Below are 15,529 nucleotides of genomic sequence, written 5' to 3'. Positions count from 1 at the left end.
TTGATGGGACATGCCTAATTTACGGACATCGATAAAAACAGCGGCTTGTACAGATGTGATCTGCGCAGGCCGCTCTTGTTTTTGATCAAACCATCAAGGCCACGGCGGCGGAGAAGGTCAGAAAGGCCAGGCTGGTTGAGACCAGAATGATTCTGGCAACGCGGCCGCTGTGGGCACCGTAACGCTCGGTGAGCAACGAGACATTGCTGGCCGATGGCAGCGCCGCCAGCAGCACCAGCACCACCAGAGCGCTTTGACTCAAAGGCAGGCCCAGGGCCATGGCAGCCTTGCCCACGGCAAACACCAGCAGCGGATGAACCACGAGTTTGGCCAGCGCTATGGGCACATAGTCACGCGCGGCCACGCGTTCGTGGCTGTTGCGCTGCGAACGGGCCAGCACGGCACCGATGGTGAACAGCGCCACCGGCGAGGCCGCTGCCGCCAGCATGGCCACGGTTTGATCGACCGGGCCCGGCAGAACCCAGCCCATGGCCGAGGCCATGCCGCCCAGCGCAATCGACCAGGGCATGGGATTGGCCAGCATGCCTTTGAATGCATTGCGCAGCGCCGGCCACAGGCCGCCCGCCAGATCCAGCCGCGACAGCCCTATGCACAGCGAAGTGGTGAGAATCATGTCTATGGCCATGGTCACAATCACCGGGCCGGCGCTCTGGGCACCCAGCAACGCCACCAGCATGGGCACGCCCATGAAGCCGGTATTGGGGAAGGCGGCCACCAGCGCGCCAAAGGCCGCATCATTCCAGCCCATGCGCCGACGGGTCAGCATCACCGTCGTCCCCACCATGAGCAGACCGCACAGCAGATAGACCACCGTAACGTTCACATCCAGCAGCTGCGCTATCGGCGTCTGTGCGCCAAAGCGGTACAGCATGCAAGGCAGGGCAAAGTACAGCACAAAGGCATTCAGCCCCGGAATCGCCGCCAGCGGCAGAACACCGCGCCAGGTGGCGATGAAGCCGCAGGCCACCAGGGCAAAGAAGGGGAAGGTGATGAGTAGAACGGACAGCACCCGCAAATTCTGACAGGGCCGCAGCCTTTGGAAGCTGTTCACGCCCGCAGGCATCACGTGAAATTTTTGCAGCCACCGCCTCACCAGGCAGCGCCCGAAACAACAAAGCCTGCGCGAGGCAGGCCGATGCGAGCTTGATGAGAACCGGATGGGTGCTGACGCTTACAGCTTCAAATCCCTCTCCACATCCACCACCTTGCGGCGGGCCAGCGCCAAGTTCGCACGGGTCTTGTCCAGCACAAAGTAAAAGAACACACCTTCGTTGGCCACCACCGGGCGAATGATGTGATATTGCTTGCCCAACGTGATCAGGATGTCGTCGATCTGATCGCTCAGATTCAGCATGCGCATGGTCTTGAGCTTGGCGCGCACCACCTCGGTATTGCCTGCCGCCGCCAGTTCCATGTCCACCCCGCTTCCCGCGCTGCCCATCAGCATGCCGCTGCTGCTGTCCACCAGAGCGCCGCAGAGCGCGCCGTCCATGGTCATCAAGCTATTGAGAGAGTCTTGAATAGAAGCCATACGTTCACCTTAGGTTAAGAATGCCGGCACGGGATAGCGGTGCGATTCAACGCACTCAATTCATCTTGTATCAGAAACTCTTTGAGACAACTATCGGTGTAGGAACCCGGTTGCCACCTCGGCTGCCGCCCACAGCGCACGGCCCAGCAAGGCGTTTTGATCCACCACCAGGCACAAAATCGCAGGGAATTCCCCGGGCACGGCCTGAAAGACCACGGTGCCCGATTCCGTCTCGAACGTCAGGCGGCGGCAGTCCTGGTGGCCGATCTCATTGGCCACCGCCCTGGCCATGGCCATCAGCGAGCCCGCCATGGCCGACAGGCGCTCGGTCGGCAGATCGCTGTGAAAACGCACCGTCGTGATTTCAAAGCCATCCGGCGTGCACAACAAGGCAATGCGCACGCCTTCCACGGGTGCCACGATGCGGTGGAGGATTTCTTGCCCGGCTTGCGCCATGCCCGATGGGATCACAGGAAGTGCGTTGTTTTTCATAGGCTTTGGCTTTGCAGGGACAGCAGGGACGCCAACACACCCAGCGCATCCAGCATTTGCTGGCGCTCGCGGGGATCGGCCTGGATGATGGGCACCAGTTCATGCCCGCCGGCGATCAGGGCCGAGCTGAAATCCTCCAGCTGCTGTCCTGTGGCCTCACGACAACTCAAAATGATGATCAGCGGAGTTGTGTCCAGTTGTGCAATGCCCTTCAGCATCCCGGCAACGTAATCCACCGCCTCTTCATCGCCGACATCCACCATCAGCAGCGCACCGACGGACGCGGACAGCACCCAGCGGCGCACGAAATCGAAACGGTCCTGCCCCGGACTGCCCACCAGTTGCAGGCGTTCGCCTGAGCCCAGATCGATCTCGCCAAACTCGGCCCCGACAGTGGTGAATTCCTTGCTGTGCGCCGCGCGGTCCAGGTTGCGCACATCGGAGCCGGCCATCAGCTGGCCGCAAAGGCTGCGCAAGGCCGTGGTCTTGCCTATGCCCATGGGGCCCAGCAGGCTGACCCGCATCAGCCCCTGGCTTGGCTGCGTGGGAATGAAAACTGTCATATGCGCCCTCCACGCGTAATCCAGCCGGTCAGCTTCTTCACCCAACCCTGGGAGACCGCTGCCGGCTGATTTTTTACTTCGTGCTGCGGCTTGGCCGCCTCGCTGGTTGACAAGCTGCAGCGCAGCACTTTTTGCACTGCCGCCTGGGCCAGCAAGTGCTGCAGCTGGCCGATGTCAATCGCACCGTGCTCGCACAGTGCTCTGGCCGCAATAGGGCCTCGTGCCAGCAGGGCCAGAACACGGCTGTTTTGTGCCGAGTTGACGCCGCCCGGCAGCACCACCCAGGAAGCAAGCTGAAACTGGTGCGTACAGTTCTCGCCCATGCTCAGCAAATCCTGCATGGCAGCAGGCAGCGTCAATGCGGAGGGCGCAGAGAGCGGGAAAGAAGTCGGGGCACAGGCAGGAGCAGTGGCCGGAGCAGCCATAGGGCCTGAGCGGCATGCTTTCCAGTCCATGAGAAAGACTGCGGCCCTGTCCAGCATGTCGATCAGGTCGGAGAGCGTGAAATTCACATCCAGATGCGCTGCCCAGCCCCGGGCCGAGCGCCCCAGCGGCTGGTTTGCGGCCTCGCCGCCCACATAAACCACGCAAGGGATGCTGGCCGCAGCATGGGGCGCGGCAGCTCCGCCATCGACCACCAGCACCTGGGCCCTGCCAGGCGGCACCTCACGCCAGCTGGACAGCGATTGACGCGAGGCGACGGCAAACAATGTTTCGAAACGCTGCTTGATGGCGGGAGTCCACAGCTCTGCCGCCAGACCTACTTCACCAATGGTTCTTGCCATGCTTTGCTACCTTGTTGCACAAAAGATAGATAAAACAAATAGCCCCACGTCAGCCATCGCAAAAGCACGTAAATCACTAAACATACTGATTCACGAACCAACAATTAAACACCTAAATGCCTCACATCGACTTACACCTATGCGACGCATGATGGAAACGCCACGACTTTCATGAGCGCTGTCCGGCCCTGACACAGTTTGTCAAAACCACCCCGCCGAGCATGAACAGACCAAGGCTGTATGCTCCCAGCTCCCCTATTTTTATGAGTTCCTCTGCTACATGTCCGCAGGTCTAAACCTCGCTCAGCTTCAAGCCGTGCATTACACAGAAGGCCCATGCCTGGTGCTGGCCGGTGCCGGCTCGGGCAAAACGCGGGTGATCACGCAAAAGATTGCACGTCTGATTGAAACAGGCATGGCTCCCAAACGTATTGCAGCCATCACCTTTACCAACAAGGCGGCAGCAGAAATGCGCGAACGTGCGACCGGGCTGATAGGCCGCAAGGCCAAGGAAGTGCTGATCTGCACCTTCCACGCCCTGGGCGTGCGCATGGTGCGTGAAGACGGCCATGCGCTAGGCCTCAAGCCCCAGTTCAGCATTCTGGACACCGATGATGTGACCGGCATCTTGAAGGATTGCGCCGGCGGCACCACCGATGCGGCCACGGCCCGCCAATGGCAGTGGACCATCAGCGGCTGGAAGAACGCCGGCTGGGACAGCCGCAAGGCCCTGGCCATGGCCCAGGACGACAATGAGCGCACGATTGCTCTCATCATGCAGCGCTATGAAGAGCGGCTCACGGCCTACCAGAGCGTGGACTTCGACGACCTGATCGGCATGCCCATGCGACTGCTGCGCGGCCACCCCGAGGTGCGCGAGAAATGGCAGCGTTTGCTGGGCCATGTGCTGGTCGATGAATACCAGGACACCAATGCCACGCAGTACGAGCTGCTCAAGATGCTGGTCGGCGAGCGCGGCCACTTCACGGCCGTGGGCGATGACGACCAGTCCATCTACGGCTGGCGCGGCGCCACGCTGGACAACCTCAAGAAGCTGCCCATAGATTATCCCGAGCTCAAGCTCATCAAGCTGGAGCAGAACTACCGCTCCACCAGCGCTATTCTGCGGGCGGCCAACAATGTGATCGGCCCCAACCCCAAGCTGTTTCCCAAGACCCTGTTCTCCGAGCTGGGCGAAGGCGAGCCGGTGCGCATCGTGGATTGCGACACCGAAGAACATGAAGCCGAGCGCGCCGTAGCCCGCATTCAGGGCCTGCGTGCCGGCAGCAATCCCCAGCCCGCGTGGAAGGACATGGCGATTCTTTACCGCGCCAACCACCAGGCCAAGCCTTTCGAGAAAGCGCTGCGCAAGGCCAATATTCCCTACAAGGTTTCGGGCGGCACCTCGTTCTTTGACCGCGCCGAAATCAAGGACTTGTGCGCCTGGTTTCGTCTGTGGATCAACAACGATGACGACCCGGCTTTTCTGCGCGCCATAGGCACGCCCAAGCGCGGCATAGGCCATACCACACTGGGAAAGCTGGGCGAATTCTCTGGGGCGCACAAGCTGTCCATGTTCGGCTCGCTGTTCAACTCCATGCTTGAAGATGCGCTGCCCAAGAAGGCCTTCGAGAGCCTGCTGGAGTTCGGCCGCTACATCAACGATCTGGAATACCGCGCCCGCCATACGCTGGGCGCGCAGGATTCGCGCAGCTTTCTCGTGGACTGGCTCAAGGAGATCGGCTACGAACAGTATCTGTACGACAGCGAGGACAGCGAAACCGTGGCTGCCGCGCGCTGGAGCAATGTGCTGGAGTTCTGCGACTGGATGGCCCAGCGCGCAGGCGGCACCATCGAAGATGCGGCCGGCACCACCACGCAGACCGAGGTGAAAAGCCTGCTAGAGGTTTCACAGAATATTGCTCTGCTCTCCACCATCAGCGAACGCGAAAAAGAGCAGGACATGGTGGTGCTCTCCACGCTTCATGCCTCCAAGGGTCTGGAATGGCCGCATGTGATCCTGGTGGGCGTGACTGAGGGCATGCTGCCCTTCAAGCTCGACGATGACAACGGCCGCCAGCTGCAAGTGAGCGACGAAACCGCCGCCCGCCTGCAGGAAGAGCGCCGCCTGATGTATGTGGGCATCACCCGTGCCCAGCGCACCCTGGCCGTGAGCTGGACCAAGCGCCGCAAGAAAGGGCGCGAAATGGTGGCCTGCCAGCCCAGCCGCTTCATCAAGGAGATGGGGCTGGACTCCGCCACTGCCAAGGAAGACCCGCGCGAGAAACTGCGCAAGCTGCGTGAGGAATTTGCCGCGCGCAAAGCCCCCACTGCCACCGGCCCGACAACCGGGCCGACCCATTGATCCGATTGAAATGACCCAGCACAAGCTCAAACAAGCTCTGCTTTTCATAGCTACAAGCGCTTTTCTATCAAGCCCTTTTGCACAAACCACTTCTGAAACCGCCAGCGCTTGCAACGCCGACTCCGTCATGACGGACAAGCAGCTGCAAGGCCAATGGCAGGGCACGATCTCCGGCCGCGATGAGGCCGTTCGCATCGTGCTGGCCCCCCATCCTGAATGGAAGGGCAATGTCAAAGGCACGATAGAACGCCCCGGCAGCCGCTACCCCATGGTGGGCGATGTGAATCAGGGCAGCATCACGCTGGAGGAAAGCGCAGACGGCGTGCACATCACCGGCACCTGGCTGGGCCAGGCGGTGGGCGACAGCTGTGCCCGCGAAATCCAGGGCGAATTCCAGGCCGGCGAAGACGGCGAGCGCCAGAACTTTGTCCTGCGCAAAAGCCAGCCACAAAGCCAGCAATAACCCAAACCCCACCCAGAACGCAACAGCCGCCACATTCTTTTCACCTTTTTGCAGCCATCTTGACCATGTACCCCTTTGTGCCAACCGCGCGCCTGAAACCACTGCCACAAGCAGGCACGGCCGCCGCCATTGCGAGCGCACTGGCGGCCTGTGGCTGGCTGCTGCCGGCCCAAGCGGCCGAAACCACTCCTCTGCCGGCCGAAGCCTGGCGCCAATGCGCGGCCACCACGGACAACCAGACCCGCCTGGCCTGTTTCGATACCTGGGCGCAAGCCCAGCAACCGCTGAGTGCACCGCCTGCCAGCAGCTGGTCGGCACCGGCAGCCACGGCCTCCATGGCCGCGGCTGACGATAACGCCACGCCCACTGTTACGCCAGTTGCCGCAACGACGGCGACCGTAGCGCCGGCCGCCATGGCAGCGGACGGCAGCGCCCAAGGTCTGGCGCTTCCCCTCACCCCCACCAATGGCGGTTGCCGCGATCCCCGCTACAGCGAAATCTCACGCTACTACGAGCTGGAACCGGGCTCGGACTGCGGCACCTTCAGCTTCCGCGGCTACCGCCCCATGAGCGTCTCGGTCGTCGTGGGCGATAACGTCAACCAGCAGCCTTATTCCCCCTCGCGCGGCTCACCCGACTCCCAGCCCTACCAGGAGCACGAGATGCGGCTGCAGCTGTCGGCGCGCACCAAGATTGCATCGGGCCTGCTGACCGGCCCCACCTCCAGCGGCAAGGACTCGCTATGGTTTGGCTATACGCAGCAGTCCTACTGGCAGCTGTTCAACAGCGATATCTCGCGCCCCTTCCGCAACACCGACCATGAGCCCGAGGTCTTCTACGTCTACCCCAGCGATGCCCAGCTGCCGTTCGGCTGGCGCTGGCGCTATTCGGGTGTCGGCCTGGTCCACCAGTCCAACGGGCAGAGCAATCCGATTTCCCGCAGCTGGAATCGCTGGTATCTGATGACCGGCGCCGAGCTGGGCAACCGCTGGCAATTGCATCTGAAGGCCTGGCAGCGCCTGAGCGAAAGCGCTCTGGAAGACGACAACCCCCATATCCAGGACTACATAGGCCGCGGCGAAATCAAGCTGGGCTGGAACGTCAACGAGCAGAACTACCTGGGCTTTACCGCACGTGGTTCGGTGGGCAAAGGCAAGGGGTCCGGCCGCGTCGAATGGCTGCGCACCCTGGGCGAGGGCTGGAATGGCGGCAAGAGCAATCTGCGCCTGCATGTCCAGCTTTTCAGCGGCTATGGCGACAGCCTGATCGACTACAACAACAAGCGCACCACGTTCAGCGTGGGCTTGAGTCTGCTGGATTTCTAAGACCGCAGACCCGCAAGACAAAAGGCGCCGACGGCGCCTTTTGTCTTGCGGGTGCTGAACTCAAGCCATTTCCGGCTTGAGCCCACGTCCATCATGCGTGTGCAGCTACGCAATCCATAGCTGCATCACTCAGGCACCACGGCAGTCACCTCAATCTCCACCTTGGCCCGGTCTTCAATCAGCGTCGCCACCTGCACCGCCGTCATCGCCACGCTGAACGAGCCGATCAGATCGCGGTAAGCCCGGCCGATCTCGGCCTGCTGGGCCAGATAGTCTTGCTTGTCGGTGATGTACCAGGTCATGCGCACAATGTGCTCGGGCTTGGCGCCGCCGGCGGCCAGCACCGCCACAATGTTTTGCAGCGCCTGGCGTACCTGGCCGGCCAGCTCGTCGGTGTGGAACACGCCATCACCATCCCAACCAATCATTCCGGCCACAAAAATCTGGCGGCCTTGCACCGAGACGCCGTTGGCATAACCCTTGGGCCGGGGCCAGCCCGGTGGCAGCAGTACTTGCATGTTTGCTTCCTTTTCAATGTGAAGACGATTGCATCCACTGCTCCATGGCAGTGCGGATATTAGAGGGAATGTTGAGCGCCTGATGGGTTTGCAGATCGGTGAACACCAGCACCTTCTGCGCCGAGACGCGCAGCTGGCCGTCGGGCCCCAGGCAGTCGAGCGCCAGAGTCAGCGAGCGCGTGCCCAGCCTGGCCACGGACAGCCCCAGGCTCACCACCTCGCCCATGCGGGTGATGGCACGAAAATCGCACTCCAGATGCACGATGGGCAGACCAATACGATCCGTCGCCAGCATCTGCGCATAAGGCACTTGCAGCACCTGGTTGAACCAGTCTTCCACCAGACCGTTGAACAGCACCAGATACTGCGGAAAGAAAATGATGCCGGCCGGATCGCAGTGCGCAAAGCGAATCGGCACTTGCGTCACAAAGCGCGGCAGGGCGGCGACAGTCTCAGACATGCAGGGCTCCAGAAATCAGACAAATATCGCGCTAAGCGCATATTACATATACACAACCAGCTATTACAAGCATAGCAATCACGACTGGTGCAATCTGAAGCGCTGCAGCTTGCCCGTGGGCGTGCGCGGCAGCAGGGAGACGAACTGCACGGCGCGCGGATACTTGTAGGGTGCCACCGTGCTTTTCACAAAATCCTGCAGCGTCTTGGCCATGGCCTCGTCGCCCGCATGGCCGGCACGCAGCACTACAAAAGCCTTGACGATCTGACCGCGCTCGGCATCGGCCACGCCGATCACCGCGCATTCGGCCACGGCCGCATGCGCCATCAACGCTTCTTCCACCTCGGGCGCGGCAATGTTGTAGCCGGCCGAGATGATCATGTCGTCGGTGCGTGCCTGGTAGACAAAGTAGCCGTCGGCATCCATCAGATAGGCGTCGCCGGTCAGGTTCCAGCCATGGCTGACATACTTGGTCTGACGGCTGTCGTTCAGATAACGGCAGCCGGTAGGGCCTTGCACGGCCAGCTTGCCCACCGTCCCCGGCGGCACCTCCTGGCCCTCGTCATCCACTACCTTGGCTTGGTAGCCGGGCACGGCCTTGCCGGTGGCGCCGGGCCTGGCCTCTTCCTCGCGGTGCGAGATGAAGATGTGCAGCATCTCGGTAGAACCTATGCCGTCAATGATCTCGATGCCGGTGGCATTCTTCCACAGCGCACGCGTGGAGGCGGTCAAGGCCTCACCGGCCGAGACGCATTTGCGCAGCCGGGTCTTGCGCATGCGCTCGCCTTGCTGGGCCATGACGCGGTAAGAGGTGGGCGCGGTAAACACCACGGTCGCGCCAAACTGCTCTATGCCGTCGGCCAGCTGCGGTGGCCCGGCTTTTTCCAGCAGCGCCATGCTGGCGCCTATGGCCATGGGAAACAGCACCTGTCCGCCCAGCCCGAAGGTGAATGCCATCGGCGGGCTGCCTATGAACACATCGTCGGCATTGGCGCGCAAGGTGTGCAGCGGCCAGCAGGCGCAGACGGCCATCACATCGCGGTGGAAATGCATGGTGGCCTTGGGAACGCCGGTGGTGCCCGAAGTAAAGCCCAGCAGACAGGTATCGGTTGCTGCCGTGTCCACCGTCTCGAACTGGCCGGAGGCTCCATCCATCAGAGCTTCCAGCCCCTGCAGGCCATCGCCGCTCTTGGCATTGAAGAACTGCACCACCTTCAGGGTCTGGCATTGCTGCTGGGCGCCCAGCACTTCGGCGCGCAGCGCCTCGTCGCACAGCGCATGGCTGACCTGCGCAATATCGACGATGGTAGACAGCTCCTTGGCACGCAGCAGCGGCATGGCCGCCACGGCAATACCGCCGGCCTTGATGACGCCAAACCAGCAGGCCACCATCATGGGATTGTTGGGCGCACACAGCAGCACGCGGTTGCCCGCCACCAAGCCCAGCTGCTGCGTGAGCACATTCGCAATCCGGTTGGCCTTGTCCTGCAGATCGGCATAGCTCCAGCGCACACCGGCGGCCTGAATGCACAGGCGCTCGCCACGCCCTTCGGCCACATGTCTGTCCAGCAGCTGCGCCGCACAGTTCAGCCGCTCGGGGAACTGCAGCTCGGGCAGCTCAAAAACAAAGTCCGGCTGCAGCTGCAGCGGCGGCAGATTGTCGGCAGCAAAAGTGTCGATATGTGCGGTGTACGACATGGTTCCAAACCTTTTGAACAAAAACCCGGTCTTGCGTTGGTTGGTCTTGCGCTTTTAGCTATGACTTTTGATTAAGTCACGGCCAATGATGAGCTGCTGCACCTCGGTCGCACCTTCATAGATGCGCAGGGCGCGGATCTCGCGGTACAGCCGCTCCACGGGCTGATCGCTGACCACACCCAGGCCGCCCCAGATCTGCACGGCGGCATCGATGACTTGCTGCGCGTTTTCCGTTGCCGTCATCTTGGCCATGGCGGCCTCGCGCGTCACGTTCTGTCCCTGGTCGCGCTGCCAGGCTGCGCGGTAGGTCAGCAGGGCCGCGCTATCTATCAAGGTGGCCATCTGCGCCAGCTTGGCCTGGGTGAGCTGGAAATCGGCCAGCACGCCGCCGAACATCTTGCGCGTGGTGGCGCGCTGCAGCGCTTCGTCGAGCGCCCGGCGCGCAAAGCCCAGCGCGGCAGCGGCCACCGAGGTGCGAAACACGTCCAGCGTGCGCATCGCCACTTTGAAGCCTTCGCCGCCTGCGCCTACGCGCTGCGACACAGGCACGCGGCAGTTGGTAAATTGGAGGCGTGCCAGCGGGTGCGGAGCAATCACGTTGATGCGCTCGGCAATCTCGAAACCCTGCGTGTCCGCATCCACAATCAAGGCCGAGATGCCGCGCGAGCCCGGAGCCTCACCGGTGCGCACAAAGACCACATAGAAATCGGCAATGCCCCCGTTGGAGATCCAGGTCTTCTCGCCATTGAGCACATAGTGATCGCCGTCCAGCCGGGCTTCGCAGGCCATGGCCGCCACATCGGAGCCGGCTTCGGGCTCGGACAAGGCAAAGGCCGAGATCGCTTCACCGGCAGCCACCCGGCTCAGATAGCGCTGCTTTTGCGCAGGCGTGCCGGCCAGGCTGATCGCCCCCGAACCCAGGCCCTGCATGGCAAAGGCAAAGTCCGCCAGGCCGTTGTGACGCGCCAGGGTTTCGCGTATCAGGCAGATGGCGCGGGTATCGATCTGCTCGCCAGCGCCGCCATTTTCCACTCCTGCCACGGCATGGCGCAGCCAGCCGCCCTGGCCTAGGACCTTCACCAACTGGCGGCAATCGCCATCGTTGTCATCGCTGTGGATATGTGCCACGTGCTGCGCGGCCCAGGCATCGAGCTCGGTGGCGAGCTGGGCGTGTTTTTCGTCAAAGAAAGGCCATTGCAGATAGCTGGTGTCCGCCATATCAGTTCCCCTTGAATTGAGGTTTTTGCTTGGCGACGAAGGCATGGTAGGCACGCGAGAAGTCTTCGGTCAGCATGCAGATGGCCTGCGCCTGCGCTTCGGCTTCAATCGCCTGCTCTATCGTCATCGCCCATTCCTGGTGCAGCATGGTCTTGGTGATGCCGTTGGCAAAGCTGGGGCCGGCGGCCAGATCGGCGGCCAGCTTCTGTGCCTCGGTCAGCACCGCCTCGGGCTCGCAAAGACGGTTGAAAAAGCCCCAGCGCTCGCCTTCCTCGCCCCCCAGGCTACGGCCGGTGTAGAGCAGCTCGCTGGCCCGACCCTGACCGATGATGCGCGGCAGGAAAGCGCAAGCGCCCATATCGCAGCCGGCCAGGCCCACGCGGTTGAACAGAAATGCCGTCTTGCTGCGCGCCGTGCCCAGGCGCATGTCGGAGGCCATGGCCATGATGGCACCGGCACCGGCGCAGACACCGTCCACCGCCGCGATGATGGGCTGGGGGCAGGCACGCATGGTCTTGACCAGCTCGCCCGTCATGCGGGTGAACATCAGCAGCTCGGGAGCCTTGAGCGCTACCAGCGGGCCAATGATTTCATGCACGTCGCCGCCCGAGCAGAAGTTGCCGCCATCGCCCACGATGACCACGGCCTTCACGTCCTGCGCCCATTTGAGCTTATGGAACAGATCACGCAGCTCGGCATAGGAGTCGAAGGTCAGCGGGTTCTTGCGCTCTGGCCGGTTCAAGGTGATGGTGGCCACCTGGTCTTTGACCTGCCACAGAAAATGCCTGGCCTGGTAATCGGCCAGATGCAGCTGATTGCCGGCGCGCAGCGCGGGATCAATGGAGTAGTCGCTCATAGTCATTCCTCGTGTTCACATCACATCACTTCGCCACCGGCAACGGCAATAGCCTGCCCGGTCACTGCGCCCGCGCCCTGGCCGCACAGCCACAGCACGGCGTCGGCCACTTGCTGCGGCTGCACCAGACGGCCCTGGGGATTGTTTTTGACAAACTCGGCCATGGCCTGCTCCGGCGTGCGGCCGGTCTTGGCCACCACGCGCTCAATGCTGGTGGTGACGATTTCGGTCTCTGTGTAGCCGGGGCAGACGGCATTGACGGTGATGCCCTTCTGGGCAAACTCCAGCGCCAGCGATCGCGTCAGCCCTATCACGCCATGCTTGGCCGCGCAATAGGCCGCCACATAGGCATAGCCGGTGAGCCCTGCCGTGCTGGCCACATTGACAATGCGGCCGCCACCGGCCTCCACCATGGCCGGCAGCACCTGCTGAATGCAGAGCATGGTTCCCGTCAGGTTGACGGCCAGCATGCTCTGCCAGTGCTGGTCATCCAGCTTCAGAAAAGGGCTGCTCAAAGCCTGACCGGCGTTGTTCACCAAAATATGGATAGCACCTTGCGCAGCCACAGCCTGCGCAAAAGCAGCTTTTACCTCGGCCGCATTGGCGATATCGGCCAGCACCATATGGCAACGGTCCGGGTGTTCATCCACCAGTTGCTGCAAGGGCTGGGGCCGCCGCCCCAGCACCGTCACCCTGGCGCCGCGCGCCAACAGCTGTCGTGCAATCGCCTCGCCAATGCCCTGGCCCGCACCGGTCACCAGTGCGTGTTGATCATTTAGATCGCCTGTCATTTAGTTCTCCATCGCTCACGAACAGGGCACACCCGCCCTTGGGACACCGATGGTGTCGTCCCCCTCCCGCAGCGCGCAGCGCGGGGAGAGAGGGAAGGCGCGAAGCGACTCAGGGGATGCTTCATTTCAAGGCCTTTTCGCGCTCGAACAGGCTTTCCATCTGACGCTTGCCCTGGTAGATCTGTTTGGGCCATTCAATCGGCGTGTAGCCAATCTTGGCGGCTTCGGTCAATGTCCAGTTCGGGTTGGCCAAATGGGGTCTGGCCACGGCACACAGATCGGCGCGGCCGGCGGCAATGATGGAGTTGGCATGATCAGCCTCGCTGATCGCACCCACGGCAATCGTGGCGATGCCCGCCTCCTGCCGCACGCGGTCGGCAAACGGGGTCTGAAACATGCGACCGAAGGTGGGTTTTTCCCGCTTGCTGACCTGACCCGAAGACACGTCGATCAAATCGGCGCCGGCCGCCTTGAAGGCCTTGGCAATCTCCACCGCGTCATCGGCCGTAGTGCCACCCACCACCCAGTCGGTGGCAGAGATGCGCACCGACATGGGCTTGTCCTCGGGCCAGACGGCGCGCATGGCCGTGAAAACTTCCAACGGATAGCGCAGCCGGTTTTGCAGACTACCGCCATATTCATCGCTGCGCTGGTTGGTCAGCGGCGAGATGAAGCCCGACAACAGATAGCCGTGCGCGCAGTGCAGCTCCAGCCAGTCCACGCCGATCTCGGCCGCCATGCGTGCCGCCTGCACGAACTGGGCCAAAACCAGGTCCATGTCGGCACGTGTCATGGCTTTGGAAATCTGGCTCACGCCCTCCAGATACTGCTGCGGCGAGGCCGACATGATGGGCCAGTTGCCCTCGGGCAGAGGCAGGTCCGTGCCGTCCCAGGCCAGGCGGGTCGAAGCCTTGGCACCGGCGTGGCCGATCTGCATGGCGAACTTGGCATCGGTGTATTGATGAATCCAGTCGCTGATGCGCTTCCAGGCTTGCTTTTGCGCCTGATCATAGGTGCCGGGGCAGCCGGGGGTGATGCGGCCTTCAGGGCTCACGCAGGCCATCTCGGCAAACACCAAGCCGGCGCCACCCATGGCGCGAGCGCCCAGGTGCATCAGGTGGTAGTCGCCGGGCACGCCGTCCACGGCCGAGTACTGGGCCATGGGCGAGACGACGATGCGGTTCTTGAGCGTGAGCCCGCGCACGGTATAGGGCAGGAACATGGGCGGCGGCGCCTTGCCTTGCACCGTCACGCCGTTTTTCTCGGCCAGCCATTGCTCGTAACCGCCCAGCCACTGGGCATCGCGCAGGCGCAAATTTTCATGGCTGATGCGCTGGCTGCGGGTGAGCATGGAATACATGAACTGCTCGGGCTCCAATTGGTCGCAGTAGCGCTTGCCGCAGACCTCAAACCACTCCATGGCGTTCCAGGCCGCATTCTGGATACGCAGCGTCTCCACGCGGCGCACTTCCTGGTAGGCGGCCAGGACCTCGGGAAGATGTTCCTTGCCATCGCCCGCCAGCTTGAACTGGCGCGCCAGCTCGATCGCATCCTCGATGGCCAGCTTGGTACCCGATCCAATCGCAAAGTGCGCCGTGTGCACGGCATCGCCCATCAGCACCACATGGCTGCCCTGGGTGTTTTGGAGCCACCACTGGTCGCAGACCACGCGGTTGAAGTTGATCCAGGCCGAACCGCGCAGATGGCGCGCGTTGGTCATGAGCTTCTCGCCTTGCAGATTGTCGGCAAAGATTTTTTCGCAAAAATCAATCGACTGCTGCTGATCGGCGGTGTCCAGACCGCTGGCCTTCCAAGTCTCTTCGGTAGTTTCGACGATGAAGGTCGATGTCTGGTCGTCAAACTTGTAGATATGGGCCTGAAACCAGCCGTGCTCGGTGCGCACGAAGTCAAAGGTGAAGGCCTCGTATACCTTGTGGGTGCCCAGCCAGATGAAGCGGTTGGGCCGCACCACGATGTCGGGTTTGAACACCTCTTGGTACTGGGTGCGGATGCGCGAGTTCACGCCGTCGCAGGCCACGATGAGATCGGCATCGGGGTAATCTGCATCCGATTGCACATCGGTCTCGAACACCAGTTTCACGTCCAGCTCTTCGCAACGCGCCTGCAGAATATTGAGCAAGTGCTTGCGGCCTATGCCCACAAAGCCATGACCGCCAGAGCGCAGGGTACGGCCCTTGAACAGCAGCTCGATATCGTCCCAGTGGTTGAAGGCCTTTTCCACCTGCGCGGCGGTGACGGGGTCCCACTCGCGCATATTGTCCATGGTGGCATCCGAGAACACCACGCCCCAGCCAAAGGTGTCGTAAGGCTTGTTGCGCTCGACCACGGTGATGTCGTGCGCGGGGTTCATCTGCTTCATCAGCAGTGCGAAGTACAAGCCGGCGGGACCGCCACCGACGCAGACGATTTTCATGGCTGATTT

At 62.2% G+C, this 15,529-nt stretch carries 15 protein-coding genes; 3 read left to right on the top strand and 12 right to left on the bottom strand.

Annotated elements, in window-relative coordinates; genetic code table 11:
* Nucleotides 1-85 precede the first annotated feature (85 nt).
* From ACNAZA_RS10560 to ACNAZA_RS10540, 5 genes are all read right to left on the bottom strand, one after another.
* On the bottom strand, nucleotides 86-1,030 hold the full coding sequence (locus tag ACNAZA_RS10560) for an AEC family transporter (protein WP_415796531.1): 945 nt from the start codon (nucleotides 1,028-1,030) through the stop codon (nucleotides 86-88).
* A 162-nt stretch (nucleotides 1,031-1,192) separates the two neighbouring features.
* Nucleotides 1,193-1,552, bottom strand: a complete 360-nt coding sequence (locus ACNAZA_RS10555) for a hypothetical protein (RefSeq protein WP_415796530.1) — start codon at nucleotides 1,550-1,552, stop codon at nucleotides 1,193-1,195.
* 90 nt (nucleotides 1,553-1,642) lie between these two features.
* A complete protein-coding gene (locus ACNAZA_RS10550) occupies nucleotides 1,643-2,044 on the bottom strand; it encodes a roadblock/LC7 domain-containing protein (RefSeq protein ID WP_415796529.1) in 402 nt (133 codons plus the stop codon).
* Complete coding sequence (locus tag ACNAZA_RS10545; RefSeq protein WP_415796528.1) at nucleotides 2,041-2,607, bottom strand: GTP-binding protein; 567 nt, start codon at nucleotides 2,605-2,607, stop codon at nucleotides 2,041-2,043. The genes ACNAZA_RS10550 and ACNAZA_RS10545 overlap by 4 nt, the downstream gene beginning before the upstream one ends.
* Nucleotides 2,604-3,392: a hypothetical protein gene (locus ACNAZA_RS10540; protein ID WP_415796527.1), complete on the bottom strand. Its 789-nt coding sequence runs from the start codon at nucleotides 3,390-3,392 to the stop codon at nucleotides 2,604-2,606. The genes ACNAZA_RS10545 and ACNAZA_RS10540 overlap by 4 nt, the downstream gene beginning before the upstream one ends.
* Nucleotides 3,393-3,672: 280 nt before the next feature.
* Here ACNAZA_RS10540 and ACNAZA_RS10535 point away from each other — a divergent pair, with 280 nt between their 5' ends.
* The 3 genes from ACNAZA_RS10535 (at nucleotide 3,673) to ACNAZA_RS10525 (ending at nucleotide 7,545) form a co-directional block, all read left to right on the top strand.
* On the top strand, nucleotides 3,673-5,757 hold the full coding sequence (locus tag ACNAZA_RS10535) for an ATP-dependent helicase (RefSeq protein ID WP_415796526.1): 2,085 nt from the start codon (nucleotides 3,673-3,675) through the stop codon (nucleotides 5,755-5,757).
* Between the two features lie 127 nt (nucleotides 5,758-5,884).
* Entirely contained in the window at nucleotides 5,885-6,220 is a 336-nt protein-coding gene (locus tag ACNAZA_RS10530) for a hypothetical protein (protein WP_415796525.1), read from the top strand.
* 65 nt (nucleotides 6,221-6,285) lie between these two features.
* Nucleotides 6,286-7,545, top strand: a complete 1,260-nt coding sequence (locus tag ACNAZA_RS10525; protein WP_415796561.1) for a phospholipase A — start codon at nucleotides 6,286-6,288, stop codon at nucleotides 7,543-7,545.
* A gap of 125 nt (nucleotides 7,546-7,670) precedes the next feature.
* Here the strand turns inward: ACNAZA_RS10525 and ACNAZA_RS10520 are convergent, their stop codons facing one another.
* From ACNAZA_RS10520 to ACNAZA_RS10490, 7 genes are all read right to left on the bottom strand, one after another.
* Nucleotides 7,671-8,063, bottom strand: a complete 393-nt coding sequence (locus ACNAZA_RS10520; RefSeq protein WP_415796524.1) for a RidA family protein — start codon at nucleotides 8,061-8,063, stop codon at nucleotides 7,671-7,673.
* Between the two features lie 13 nt (nucleotides 8,064-8,076).
* Nucleotides 8,077-8,523: an acyl-CoA thioesterase gene (locus tag ACNAZA_RS10515; protein ID WP_415796523.1), complete on the bottom strand. Its 447-nt coding sequence runs from the start codon at nucleotides 8,521-8,523 to the stop codon at nucleotides 8,077-8,079.
* Nucleotides 8,524-8,601: 78 nt separating this feature from the next.
* Complete coding sequence (locus ACNAZA_RS10510) at nucleotides 8,602-10,221, bottom strand: benzoate-CoA ligase family protein (protein ID WP_415796522.1); 1,620 nt, start codon at nucleotides 10,219-10,221, stop codon at nucleotides 8,602-8,604.
* 54 nt (nucleotides 10,222-10,275) lie between these two features.
* Nucleotides 10,276-11,439 (bottom strand): acyl-CoA dehydrogenase family protein, encoded by a 1,164-nt coding sequence (locus tag ACNAZA_RS10505; protein ID WP_415796521.1) that lies wholly within the window; start codon nucleotides 11,437-11,439, stop codon nucleotides 10,276-10,278.
* A gap of 1 nt (nucleotide 11,440) precedes the next feature.
* Nucleotides 11,441-12,295: an enoyl-CoA hydratase family protein gene (locus ACNAZA_RS10500; RefSeq protein WP_415796520.1), complete on the bottom strand. Its 855-nt coding sequence runs from the start codon at nucleotides 12,293-12,295 to the stop codon at nucleotides 11,441-11,443.
* Between the two features lie 20 nt (nucleotides 12,296-12,315).
* Complete coding sequence (locus tag ACNAZA_RS10495; protein WP_415796519.1) at nucleotides 12,316-13,086, bottom strand: SDR family NAD(P)-dependent oxidoreductase; 771 nt, start codon at nucleotides 13,084-13,086, stop codon at nucleotides 12,316-12,318.
* A gap of 121 nt (nucleotides 13,087-13,207) precedes the next feature.
* Nucleotides 13,208-15,520, bottom strand: coding sequence for a bifunctional salicylyl-CoA 5-hydroxylase/oxidoreductase (locus ACNAZA_RS10490; protein WP_415796518.1), 2,313 nt, complete (start codon nucleotides 15,518-15,520; stop codon nucleotides 13,208-13,210).
* Nucleotides 15,521-15,529 lie beyond the last annotated feature (9 nt).

The sequence above is a fragment of the Comamonas aquatilis genome, assembly GCF_965139575.1.
Classification (GTDB): domain Bacteria; phylum Pseudomonadota; class Gammaproteobacteria; order Burkholderiales; family Burkholderiaceae_C; genus Comamonas; species Comamonas aquatilis.
This window is presented reverse-complemented; position numbering and strand designations above follow the sequence as displayed.

Excerpts from the sequence above, each read along its gene's own strand:
- ACNAZA_RS10555 (WP_415796530.1), bottom strand. The coding sequence starts at position 1,552 with ATGGCTTCTATTCAAGACTCTCTCAATAGCTTGATGACCATGGACGGC.
- ACNAZA_RS10550 (WP_415796529.1), bottom strand. The coding sequence starts at position 2,044 with ATGAAAAACAACGCACTTCCTGTGATCCCATCGGGCATGGCGCAAGCC.
- ACNAZA_RS10545 (WP_415796528.1), bottom strand. The coding sequence starts at position 2,607 with ATGACAGTTTTCATTCCCACGCAGCCAAGCCAGGGGCTGATGCGGGTC.
- ACNAZA_RS10540 (WP_415796527.1), bottom strand. The coding sequence starts at position 3,392 with ATGGCAAGAACCATTGGTGAAGTAGGTCTGGCGGCAGAGCTGTGGACT.
- ACNAZA_RS10535 (WP_415796526.1), top strand. The coding sequence starts at position 3,673 with ATGTCCGCAGGTCTAAACCTCGCTCAGCTTCAAGCCGTGCATTACACA.
- ACNAZA_RS10530 (WP_415796525.1), top strand. The coding sequence starts at position 5,885 with ATGACGGACAAGCAGCTGCAAGGCCAATGGCAGGGCACGATCTCCGGC.
- ACNAZA_RS10525 (WP_415796561.1), top strand. The coding sequence starts at position 6,286 with ATGTACCCCTTTGTGCCAACCGCGCGCCTGAAACCACTGCCACAAGCA.
- ACNAZA_RS10520 (WP_415796524.1), bottom strand. The coding sequence starts at position 8,063 with ATGCAAGTACTGCTGCCACCGGGCTGGCCCCGGCCCAAGGGTTATGCC.
- ACNAZA_RS10515 (WP_415796523.1), bottom strand. The coding sequence starts at position 8,523 with ATGTCTGAGACTGTCGCCGCCCTGCCGCGCTTTGTGACGCAAGTGCCG.
- ACNAZA_RS10510 (WP_415796522.1), bottom strand. The coding sequence starts at position 10,221 with ATGTCGTACACCGCACATATCGACACTTTTGCTGCCGACAATCTGCCG.
- ACNAZA_RS10505 (WP_415796521.1), bottom strand. The coding sequence starts at position 11,439 with ATGGCGGACACCAGCTATCTGCAATGGCCTTTCTTTGACGAAAAACAC.
- ACNAZA_RS10500 (WP_415796520.1), bottom strand. The coding sequence starts at position 12,295 with ATGAGCGACTACTCCATTGATCCCGCGCTGCGCGCCGGCAATCAGCTG.
- ACNAZA_RS10495 (WP_415796519.1), bottom strand. The coding sequence starts at position 13,086 with ATGACAGGCGATCTAAATGATCAACACGCACTGGTGACCGGTGCGGGC.
- ACNAZA_RS10490 (WP_415796518.1), bottom strand. The coding sequence starts at position 15,520 with ATGAAAATCGTCTGCGTCGGTGGCGGTCCCGCCGGCTTGTACTTCGCA.